The organism is Acinetobacter gyllenbergii (assembly GCF_001682515.1).
GTDB classification, from domain to species: Bacteria; Pseudomonadota; Gammaproteobacteria; order Pseudomonadales; family Moraxellaceae; genus Acinetobacter; species Acinetobacter gyllenbergii.
This window is the reverse complement of record NZ_KV575274.1, coordinates 1-7,149: the sequence shown is the minus strand read 5'-3', so window position 1 is coordinate 7,149 and position 7,149 is coordinate 1. Positions and strand designations below refer to the sequence as shown.

Below are 7,149 nucleotides of genomic sequence, written 5' to 3'. Positions count from 1 at the left end.
GTTCAAAAAACAATCAAAAACAAAGAAAACACAAAGGAAAGCCTCGCAAATTCAGCTCGAGCAACCCCCATTTATAATATGGGGGTTACGGTAGTGGATGACACCACTGACACAAGCACAGTTGCCGATATTCGACTTCAAACAGATCAATATACATTTCCTCGTAAACTCGATAATACAAAAATCATAGCTACGGAGCGGGGCAATGTTCCGATTCTGCATTCAGTTCCTTGTGATCGTGAAGGCTTTGCGTCAATTGACTGGGTCTCTATCGGTATTGGTCAAGAAACTCTTGGGGATGAATATTTTTCGATTAACCCTGACGAAGCTGAAAGCATTCTTACATATGCAATTGAGACCTTTTTAGACCAGCATCTTTATGAAATCTTCGGTTTTGGCTTAGGTCTTAAGCGTGAAAAGGGCATGCACCGTCATAAATACGGTTATGTCCTTCAGAATGATTTTGGCCTTGTGTTATATGGCACTGTTTCTAAAAGAATCACGATTCAAATTAACGGCACTGGCTGTGCAAATGCTCGCAAGGGTTGGGAAAAACGTTTACATGAGTGGCTAAATAATTTTGCTAGACGTCCTAAAATCACCCGTGTTGACCTTGCTCACGATGACTTTGATGGTCAATTCCTGAATGTCGATGTTGCCAATGAATGGGACAACATAGACGGATTTTGGTGTGGTGGTCGCGCTCCAGAAGTTCAACATTTCGGGTCTTGGAAAAGAATAACAGGGAAGGGGCGTACCCTTTCTATTGGTAACCGAACCAGTGGAAAATATTGCCGTATCTATGAAAAAGGTAAAAAAGAGGGTAATCCGCTTTCGCTTTGGACACGAGCTGAGGTCGAATTCAAAGCTAGCGACCGTTATATCCCGTTTGACGTTTTACTTCGTCCTTCTCGCTATTTTCTCGGCGCTTACCCTTGTTTTGAGTGGCTTGCTCGACAATTAGGGGATGAATTCATCACGCCTGAAAAGACCGAAGTTATTAAAAAACAATCAGAAATTGGTTGGAGCAAGGCTTTAGAGATTACTAAAGTCCAGTTCGGCAAGTATATCCGTCAATTCGCAAAGTTTTATGAACCTGACGAACTCGTTCAAGTTCTTTCATCAGACAAGGATGAAGTTCCAAAACGTCTGAAATTCTCACATGTCGCTGTTATCCAGTCGATACGTTCAAACCAACAAATTGAATCAAAAACTGACGAAATGCCTTTATTTGTGGGCGTTCCGCTGTTGAATCAATCTTCATATAAGGAATTTATCCATGCAATTTAAAACGCAACTTGTAGTACTGGGCGCTAAGTCGAGCAAAGGCGAATATAACGGCCGTCCGTTCGATTCAACCACTGTTTTTTATCAGGCTCAATTGCAGGAAGGTGAAAACTTTGCTGGTCAAGTTGGCGCTGACTATAAATGGGGTACGTCTGCCAATTTTGAAAAGATCAAAAATCAAAAGTTCCCATTCATGGCGGACTGTACGCTTGAGCAAGTATCAAACGGTAAAACTACGGTGACGATCTTAAAGGAGCTTACTCCAGTAGCGCAGCCTGCCAAATGACATGGCGTAGGTCAGCATACGGTTATCAAACGCTGACATATAACAGAAGTGTTGGGGCTTTAAATAAAAATAGACTTGAAAACGTTAATCAGTATTTAGAGGAATACATGCAGTATTTGCAGACTTTAAATACTGATCAATACGACAAGATCACAGATATAAAACAACTGATTTGGGTAATACAAAATGAACATCGATGTTTTAGATGAGGATGGGGCTAGCAATATTGCCCACCCTGAAATTTTCGGAAAACCAAAATAGGAATTTAGAGACATGGCATATGTTTGTGCACAACTTCAAGAAAGCGATGGTGTTAAAACATGTGCTCTGTGGGTCGAGCAAGTCACTGTCAATGACTTCTTGGCTATTACACCGCATCAAGCTGCTGAGATCGGTACGGCTGCATGCCTAGTGATCATTGTAGCTGCTGCATTTAATAAACTTAGTCACATAGGGGATAAATCTAATGGCTAAAGAATTACAACCTGTACAACAAATTGGCGCACCTGATCGCCTTCAAACTCTTTTAAATCGTGGTGCCGTTGTTCTTGCACTTACATTAACTGGTGCATCTGCAAATGCTGCTGATATGACTTTTGATGTATCAGCGATTATCACAATGCTTGGTTTGGCTGTGGCTGCTGCTGCAACTATTGGGGTCGCTTGGCTTGGCTTTACTGCTGGCATCTCTATTTGGAAGCAACTACGCCGAGCAGGTACTTAAACATAAAAAGGGGGATTTTCCCCCTTTCTTCTTTCACTGGGGGACGCAATGGAACAAGCATCTATCGCTTACTGGTTAATACCAATCGTTATGATTATTGCTATTACGGTGTTAGTGAAATGAAATTAAAATATTTAGTTTTTCTTTTTATATCGATCATATCTATTAATGCTTTTGCAGATAGTTGGTATATAAGAAAATCCGATACTACGTATTATGCGACTGTTGAGGAAGCATGTAATAAGCGTTGGGTTGAAGTTGGTGCACAAGATAAAAATCGCACTATTACAAATATTACTGATACATCTGCGGATTGTAATTACTATCGTTATGATGAACCAAGGACGGCTCAAGTCTTTAGAAAAGTAGAAACAGCAAAATGTCCTGAAGTCGGATATCCCGCTGATTTTCACATGGGTTCAAATGGTGAAGTACCTGTAAGACGTTGCATGAGTATTGGTGGTGCAGTGTGTTCTTTTAGCGCTCAAGGTAAACCTCCTTTTTGGGTAACTCTAAGTGGTGGATCTACACCGGCACGTCAACTTTATTCAGATTCCAATCAACCTTCGCCGAATTGTTCTAATTTAGATGATGGACAGTGTGATACGAAAGACCCCTACAGTGGTTGTTATAAACCACCAAATGATAACTGTATTCGTCAAAAAGATGGTTCTATCACATGTCCTGATAATGACCAACCTGACGTTAAAACAGGCTGTGAAAATGGCGCAACTTACTGTGATCGTCCTGCGGGCGGTTGTGGTTCAGGATACGTTTCTGGTTCATTCAATGGCAAGCAGATTTGTGTTCGTTCAGGTAGTGGAAACGGCAATGATGGTAAAGATGGCAAGGACGGAAAAGATGGTAAAGACGGTCTCGATGGCAAGGATGGTAAAGACGGAAAAGATGGGCTTGATGGCAAAGATGGACAAAATGGGCTTGACGGTCAGAATGGTTTAGATGGAAAAAATGGTCTCGATGGTAAGGATGGAAAAGACGGCAAAGATGTAGATTCGTCTGGAATTATTAATGCGATTAACGCAATGTCAGATAGATTAAATACTGCAATTAATTCTTTAAAAGCGAGCATTACAGCTCTTATTGATTCTGTTAAGGGTGCTCTCGATTCGATTATTGGTGAGCAGAAAGAAACAAATAAAAAGTTAGATAAATCAAATAATCATTTAGAAAAAATTGAAGAATCATCACAAGCGACAAGTGAAGCGGTTGGACAGTCAAATAAACATTTAGAAAAAATTGAGGAAGCAACTTCATCTGCGAGTGAGTCACTCGGAGAAATCAATGATTCTGCTAGAGCAGCCAGTGAAGGGATTGGACAAACTAATAAAAAATTAGATCGTATCACCGATGCGGTTGAAGGTATTAACAAGTGTAAAAATGAAGCTTACAACCCAAATAACGAAAATTCTTCAAAATACAGAGAATGTAATGAATCTGATTTTTCAACAGGTGAAACCGCTGTAGATGTCGGACAAGTTCCAACTCCAGAAGTTTTAGAGAACTATGTTGTATGGGCTTCTCAATGTCCTGCTGATGTTCATATCCCAATAAATCTAATGGGGCAATCCTCGAATCTTGTTTTGTCTTGGTCTCCGCTTTGTGAGCTTTTATCACGTATCCGCTGGGCAATTATTGCTTGTGCGTATATCGCTGCTGCTTACATTATTTTGGGGATTAAATAATGCAATATTTATTTTTGTTTGGTGCTTGGCTGCTGAGCAACTTTGCCAAGAAAGTGTTGCTCGGGGCAGGCGTAGCTATCGTTTCAACTGTCGTTATTCAAACTGTTCTTAGTTCATTCATTAACAAAGCAATTAATGCAACCAATTCAATTGATCACACTTACCTAGGCTTGTTAGCAATTTCAGGGCTTGATCATGCAATTTCTATTGTTATTGGTGCGCTGATCTCTAGAGCAACAATCGTTGCAAGTGAAATGTCATTCAGAAAACTAACGTGAGCGAGCGCTTGCGCACCGTGTGACTCCTCGTTGCACGTAGCGCGGGGCGCTTGCTCAAGGATAAAACAATGCTAATTTTAATTACGGGAAAGCCAGGTTCTTTTAAAACAGCTAAAACAGCAACGCTTGCAATTGGTTATTTAAAAGAGGGGCGAGCTGTTTATACAAATATCGATGAATTTGACTATGAGGGTGTTCAAAAACTACCTGACGGTGCTGACTGGAGAGACACGCCTGACGGATCTGTTGTTATCTATGATGAAGCACAACAATTTGATTTCTTGCAATACAAAGGTCGTGAAAAGCTTTCTAGTGATGAGCGTGTAAAGCAATTTGAGGTACATAGACATACTGGCCATGACATTATTCTTGTTACTCAATCACCGAGTTTTATTCATAACCATGTATTAAGTCTTGTTGGCTCTCACTATCACTTACATCGTGCATATGGTCGTGGTTTCGCTGATGTTTTCTTGTGGCGTTACGCTGTAACGATGCCTGATTCAACGGGTGCTAAAAACAAGGCTGAGTCGCATGAGAAATTTAAACCTGACTCAAAAATTTTTGATCAATATAAATCCACAACATTAGATACGCATAAATTGCGTGTACCGCCTATTTTCTTCAAGTTGGGTGGCTTTCTAGTCTGTGTCATTATTCTTGTTCTATACGTTGTATTTGGCTCAGATAACCCGTTTTTATCTGCATCCAAGCTTAAAGAGAACGTAGATCAATCAACGGGTAAAACACAACCTACAACAGTTGTAGGCTCTACGGCTGCATCAGTAACTTCGGATAAAATTCAAAATTTGGATACTGAGTGTCGTAAAGGGCAAAATGTAGAGCGTCCTGAATGTGTTGAATGGTTTAACAACCTGTCAAAAAGCGGTCAGTCAGTGGGTGGTGATAGGATTCAAATATCATATAACCCCAACAAGCCTTATGAAGCGCAATTACCTGAAAACTATCAAATACAAGTTAATGACTATCCTCGAATTTCAGGTTGTATGAAGCTCTCCAGTGGCAAGCTGATTGCTATAGATCAGCAAGGCAACTATATGCCCGATGTTAGTCAATCTGATTGTCAAAATTATATGCGTGGTAATCGGCCTTTCGATTATTCAAAACAGCCTACAAATATGAATAGCAATATACATAACGGTAACTATGTTGCTGCATCAGTACAGCAAGATAAGCCAATGACTCCAGAACAATATGCGAAATATCTTCAATATTTAGATGATAAAAACCAAGCAAAAAATTCTGTTTATGAATCGCAAACACTCACTTCACAACCGATCAATGGGGCAAATTCATTATGACTACTTTATCCTTAGTCGAAATATCACAGTTAAATCAGCTTCTTTTTGTTGTATTTGCTTCAGGTGTCTTTACTGGTGCAATCTGTACGGGTTTCTTAAAAACGCTCTTAAATCTCATTACATTGCATTTTGAGCATCCTAGTCGAATTAAAACAAATGATGGTTATTTATATCGATTTAAGCGTAAATATGTATCACTGGATGAAAAACAAAGATTGATTAAACAAGCTGTTGAGCAACATAGGGCTTTAAAGAATGAAAAGAAAACGTCCGCATGATTCTCATGTTTTTTCATACTATCGTCACCAGAAGTTTTTAAGAGATCTTCGTTTTTTATGTGAAATTAATGGTGCGCCTTTTGTTTATTTTTATTCAGATCGCCCCTTACTATTGAACAAAACATATATTTTGTGATACAAAATATATGTTTTGTTTTTAATGAGGTTTGGATCGTGACGATCAATGAAGCTAAAAACATGTTTGACCATGGTTTTGTGAAAACAATAAAGGTGTGGCAGTTTATTGGTAACTACACTCTTGTTGTTTATGTGGGTGATAATGCTCAAACAATTAATACTGCACGTGGTCAGCAAAAACTTTATAAAAAGTTTGAATCTGTTTTAAATGATTTTGCTTACATTACTGGAAAAGAATGCAAAGAGATCTCGCTGGCTATTTAACCAAAAACATGTTTTTGGTTAACAAAATACATGTTTTGTATTTGATTAGGCGTGGATCTGTAGTGCTTTAAGGAAGTTTGATTTATGACTACTGAAGATATTTTGGATATAACTTTTTTAATTCTTATGCTTTTCTTTTTTGGAGGAGAGTTATTTAACTGGATAAAAGAGAGGCTTTAGCAATTGGCATTTTATTACAATTGCTCGCTCTACTGCAGACAAAAACCCGGCTTTTCCCTGGCATAAGCTAATTTATAATTTTCACATACTTAGTGTTTTTATACCCAAAATAAGGATTGGCAAAATATGACAGAATTTAAAGAAAGGGTTTTAGCAAAACAAGAACTAAAATTTAGGTTTTATGTGGGTTATGGGCTTGGTTTTTTTACTGGTGCTTGTGCTGTTGTTCTTATTTTGCTCTTTTTAAAATATCTTTGAGGTCTTTGATTTTGGGGCGTACCATTTTAATTTTGATGATCTTTATTACCTGTCCAATATGGTTGTTGGTCTTATTTTCTTTCTTGGTACAATAGTTTATCTAGGTTCGGCACAGCTATGCTGTGTCATATATGCGCTAACAAAGCGCATATATCGATATAAAAAGAATCACTATCCTAAATCCTAGAAAATACCGCCGATTAGGCGGCTTAAGCTGGCTGTCTAGCCAGCGTCACAAATGAAATCAAAGCATCTCGCTTTCTGACTACAATTAAAAAAATTGATCTTGCATAGGCTAAACAGAGCTTTCGGAGTATTCCGAAAGCGAACTGACATACAGAATAACAATGATAATATGCGGTTAAAGGTAGGTGAGTAACTGTCTACTGGAGAATGCTGTTTAGATGAAGGTGTCCTGATTTTGCATAATA

Annotated in this window: 10 protein-coding genes; all 10 read left to right on the top strand. The window is 38.7% G+C overall.

Going from position 1 to position 7,149, the window contains the following annotated elements:
• The coding region (locus tag NG55_RS20290) for a replication initiation factor domain-containing protein (RefSeq protein WP_407638715.1) at window positions 1–1,290 on the top strand (1,290 nt) is incomplete at its 5' end.
• The gene (locus NG55_RS20285) at window positions 1,280–1,573 is read left to right on the top strand and encodes a hypothetical protein (RefSeq protein WP_065344255.1); all 294 of its coding nucleotides are present in this window, start codon (window positions 1,280–1,282) and stop codon (window positions 1,571–1,573) included. The genes NG55_RS20290 and NG55_RS20285, both read left to right, overlap by 11 nt.
• Window positions 1,574–1,846: 273 nt before the next feature.
• Complete coding sequence (locus NG55_RS20275; RefSeq protein ID WP_065344253.1) at window positions 1,847–2,047, top strand: hypothetical protein; 201 nt, start codon at window positions 1,847–1,849, stop codon at window positions 2,045–2,047.
• A complete protein-coding gene (locus tag NG55_RS20270; RefSeq protein WP_065344252.1) occupies window positions 2,040–2,297 on the top strand; it encodes a major capsid protein in 258 nt (85 codons plus the stop codon). Before NG55_RS20275 ends, NG55_RS20270 begins: the two co-directional genes overlap by 8 nt.
• Window positions 2,267–4,000: a virulence factor TspB C-terminal domain-related protein gene (locus NG55_RS20265; RefSeq protein WP_213029728.1), complete on the top strand. Its 1,734-nt coding sequence runs from the start codon at window positions 2,267–2,269 to the stop codon at window positions 3,998–4,000. The genes NG55_RS20270 and NG55_RS20265 overlap by 31 nt, the downstream gene beginning before the upstream one ends.
• Entirely contained in the window at window positions 4,000–4,278 is a 279-nt protein-coding gene (locus NG55_RS20260; RefSeq protein WP_065344250.1) for a DUF2523 domain-containing protein, read from the top strand. Before NG55_RS20265 ends, NG55_RS20260 begins: the two co-directional genes overlap by 1 nt.
• Window positions 4,279–4,346: 68 nt before the next feature.
• Complete coding sequence (locus tag NG55_RS20255) at window positions 4,347–5,600, top strand: zonular occludens toxin domain-containing protein (protein ID WP_065344249.1); 1,254 nt, start codon at window positions 4,347–4,349, stop codon at window positions 5,598–5,600.
• The gene (locus NG55_RS20250) at window positions 5,597–5,878 is read left to right on the top strand and encodes a hypothetical protein (RefSeq protein ID WP_065344248.1); all 282 of its coding nucleotides are present in this window, start codon (window positions 5,597–5,599) and stop codon (window positions 5,876–5,878) included. Before NG55_RS20255 ends, NG55_RS20250 begins: the two co-directional genes overlap by 4 nt.
• 174 nt (window positions 5,879–6,052) lie before the next feature.
• The gene (locus NG55_RS20245; RefSeq protein ID WP_065344247.1) at window positions 6,053–6,280 is read left to right on the top strand and encodes a hypothetical protein; all 228 of its coding nucleotides are present in this window, start codon (window positions 6,053–6,055) and stop codon (window positions 6,278–6,280) included.
• Between the two features lie 306 nt (window positions 6,281–6,586).
• A complete protein-coding gene (locus NG55_RS21380; RefSeq protein WP_267284003.1) occupies window positions 6,587–6,718 on the top strand; it encodes a hypothetical protein in 132 nt (43 codons plus the stop codon).
• The last annotated feature ends 431 nt before the right edge of the window (window positions 6,719–7,149 follow it).

Coding starts and splice junctions, on each gene's coding strand:
- NG55_RS20275 (WP_065344253.1), top strand. CDS start 1,847: ATGGCATATGTTTGTGCACAACTTCAAGAAAGCGATGGTGTTAAAACA.
- NG55_RS20260 (WP_065344250.1), top strand. CDS start 4,000: ATGCAATATTTATTTTTGTTTGGTGCTTGGCTGCTGAGCAACTTTGCC.
- NG55_RS20255 (WP_065344249.1), top strand. CDS start 4,347: ATGCTAATTTTAATTACGGGAAAGCCAGGTTCTTTTAAAACAGCTAAA.
- NG55_RS20285 (WP_065344255.1), top strand. CDS start 1,280: ATGCAATTTAAAACGCAACTTGTAGTACTGGGCGCTAAGTCGAGCAAA.
- NG55_RS20270 (WP_065344252.1), top strand. CDS start 2,040: ATGGCTAAAGAATTACAACCTGTACAACAAATTGGCGCACCTGATCGC.
- NG55_RS20250 (WP_065344248.1), top strand. CDS start 5,597: ATGACTACTTTATCCTTAGTCGAAATATCACAGTTAAATCAGCTTCTT.
- NG55_RS21380 (WP_267284003.1), top strand. CDS start 6,587: ATGACAGAATTTAAAGAAAGGGTTTTAGCAAAACAAGAACTAAAATTT.